The organism is Staphylococcus sp. 510, assembly GCF_057219715.1.
In genome coordinates this window covers 1-3,051 of the sequence record NZ_JBXVVK010000038.1, presented here as the reverse complement: position 1 = coordinate 3,051, position 3,051 = coordinate 1, and the positions used below count along the sequence as shown (strand labels likewise).

Annotated in this window: 3 protein-coding genes; all 3 read left to right on the top strand. The window is 31.4% G+C overall.

The features are described from left to right. The first annotated feature begins 150 nt into the window (after positions 1-150). From AC2D8K_RS12465 to AC2D8K_RS12455, 3 genes are read left to right on the top strand one after another with little or no spacing between them, the layout of a single operon-like run. Positions 151-744, top strand: coding sequence for a recombinase family protein (locus AC2D8K_RS12465; protein ID WP_000690638.1), 594 nt, complete (start codon positions 151-153; stop codon positions 742-744). Continuing rightward, complete coding sequence (locus AC2D8K_RS12460) at positions 716-2,158, top strand: Mu transposase C-terminal domain-containing protein (protein WP_216503008.1); 1,443 nt, start codon at positions 716-718, stop codon at positions 2,156-2,158. The genes AC2D8K_RS12465 and AC2D8K_RS12460 overlap by 29 nt, the downstream gene beginning before the upstream one ends. After that, positions 2,151-2,966, top strand: a complete 816-nt coding sequence (locus tag AC2D8K_RS12455) for an AAA family ATPase (RefSeq protein ID WP_000160701.1) — start codon at positions 2,151-2,153, stop codon at positions 2,964-2,966. Before AC2D8K_RS12460 ends, AC2D8K_RS12455 begins: the two co-directional genes overlap by 8 nt. Positions 2,967-3,051 lie beyond the last annotated feature (85 nt).

Here is a 3,051-nt window from a genome sequence, read left to right as displayed (position 1 = left end):
AACCATTTTCTGTACACTCTTCTTTTATGTCTAAATAAGTAAGAATTACATAGGATTATGTGTTCAAAAACCCAACAAAAAATCTATGTTCATAAAAGACCTTGTAATTAAGTTATGGTACACTAAAGGTGTATATAGGAGGTTTGTATTTTGAAAATAGGTTATGCAAGAGTTTCAACTGGATTACAAAATTTAAATTTACAGGAGGATCGATTAAATACATATGGTTGTGAAAAGATATTTAATGACCATATGAGTGGTTCAAAAAGTAAAAGACCTGGTTTAGATAAAGCAATTGAATTTGCGAGGTCAGGAGATACGATTGTTGTTTGGAGATTAGATAGATTGGGACGTAATATGGAGGATTTAATCACATTAGTTAATGAGCTTAACGAACGAGGTGTAAGTTTCCATAGTTTAGAAGAAAATATAACAATGGATAAATCAAGTTCAACTGGACAATTATTATTTCATTTATTCGCAGCATTTGCAGAATTTGAACGTAATTTAATTTTAGAGCGTTCTTCAGCTGGCCGAATTGCAGCACGTGCTAGAGGCCGATATGGAGGCAGACCAGAAAAATTAAATCAAAAAGATTTAAACTTACTTAAGACACTTTATGATAATGGCACGCCAATTAAGACAATTGCAGAACAGTGGCATGTTTCACGTACAACAATTTATCGTTACCTCAATAAATTGGAGGACAAGGAAGATGAAAAACAAGGAGAAGTATCTAACTAATTTTTCTGAAGCCAAACGTAAAAAAGCTACTCAAAAGTACAATATTATAAAACCTTTTATCCTAGGCGAACAATCTTTATCAAGTATTTCTAAAAGTAAAGGGATTGCGTTAAGCACCCTTTATAGGTGGAATAAGTCATATAAAGAACAAGGACTTAAAGGACTAATCTATGCGACAAGAGCTGATAAAGGAACACGTAAAATAGAACCAAAGATAATTGATGAAATTGAACGCCTTGCGCTTATGAATAAAAGAAATAGTATAGCCACAATTCATAGGAAAATCACTAATTACTGTAAAGAAAATAATTTTGATATACCAAGTTATAAACAAATTTATAGTGTTATTAAAGCGATGCCTAAGTCTGTTATTGATTTCTCTCATCAGGGTGAAAAATACTATCAAAATAAGTACGATTTAATACAAATTAGAGAATCCTCGAGACCCAATGAAATATGGCAAGCAGACCATACTTTGCTAGATATCTTTATATTAGACCAAAAAGGTAATATCAATAGACCATGGCTAACTATTATTATGGATGACTATAGTCGTGCAATTGCAGGCTATTTCTTAAGTTTTGATGCCCCCAATGCTCAAAACACAGCATTAACACTACACCAAGCAATATGGAATAAAAATGATACCAATTGGCCAGTGTGTGGTATACCCGAAAAATTCTACACAGATCATGGAAATGACTTTACTTCGCATCATATGGAACAAGTCGCTATTGATTTGAAAATTAACTTGATGTTTTCGAAAGTTGGTGTTCCTCGTGGTCGTGGAAAAATAGAACGATTCTTTCAGACAGTTAATCAAACTTTCTTAGAACAACTGCCTGGATATATAAACAATAATGATACTCCTAGTAATCTAATAAATTTTCACAATTTTGAAGAAAAATTACGTTACTTTTTAATTGAAGATTATAATCAAAAAGAACATAGTACTATTCATACCACGCCTATCAGTCGTTGGAATAGTAATCACTTTTTCCCTAATATGCCAAGTAGCTTAGAACAACTTGATTTATTATTGTTGGAAATACCTAAATCTAGAAAAGTTCATTCAGATGGCATTCATTTTCAAGGTTTTCGATACAGTAATACTAATCTAGCAGCTTATGTAGGTGAATATGTACTGATTCGTTATAACCCAAATGATATGGCTGAAATACGTGTGTTTTATAGAGATGAATTTCTTTGTACTGCTATATGTCCAGAAATAGCTGATTACTCCATAGATATAAAAGACATACAGCACGCTCGTAGTCAGAGAAGAAAACACTTAAAACAAAATATTGCTAGTCCAAGCACCACTGATTTAATTAAGGAAGAAAAAAATTATGGTTATTCACCTCAAGAAACGACTAAAAACGTCAAAAAATTAAAGAGGTATCGTAATGACTAAACATCAGAATTTCATTGAAACGAAAGAGTATAAACGATTTGCTGAATTTTGCGATGCTTGTATCAAATATCAATATATTGGGATCTGCTATGGTCAACCTGGTGTCGGAAAAACTTTATCTTCTAGGTATTACACAAATTGGAATACTATTGAAAAGCAAGTTAATCATAGAGGGTGGGAAGATCTAGCTAGTAAAACGACTGATGATATATTATCGGTGAATAAGATATTTTATACTGCACCGGCTGAAAAACAAACAAGATTAAGTAATGATCTATATAGTATTAGTGCAAGTATTGATTTGGGTCAAAAATTACACATCGTAAATAAGTATGGTCATGATCATAGTAAACATTATAGTGATATGTTTAAATATATTGATTTAATTATAGTAGATGAGATTGATCGCCTTAAAGTGCAACATTTAGAGCAATTAAGAGCTATTTATGATGAACATAATTTAGCAATGATATTTATTGGTATGCCAGGTATAGAGAAAAAACTATCTCGTTATCCTCAACTATATTCGCGTATAGGTTTTGCACATGAATTTGATAATCTAAGTAAAGACGAGACGCATCATATATTAGAATATAAGTGGCAAGATTTAGGATTTGATCTAAAACTCGAAGATTTTACTGATTATGAGGCAATAACGACGATTATTAAAATTACAAAAGGGAATTTTAGGCTGATTCATCGTTTATTTGCACAGATAGATAGAATTATGGATATAAATGGCTTAGATAAAATCAGTACAGAAGTTGTAGAAACAGCTAGAGATAGTTTAGTCATAGGTATTCGTTAATAGAAAAAGCAATGTACTTTAATATAGGACATTGCTTTTCTCATTTACTAGGTAAAATCATTCTCATATATCAAGTAAAGTAACA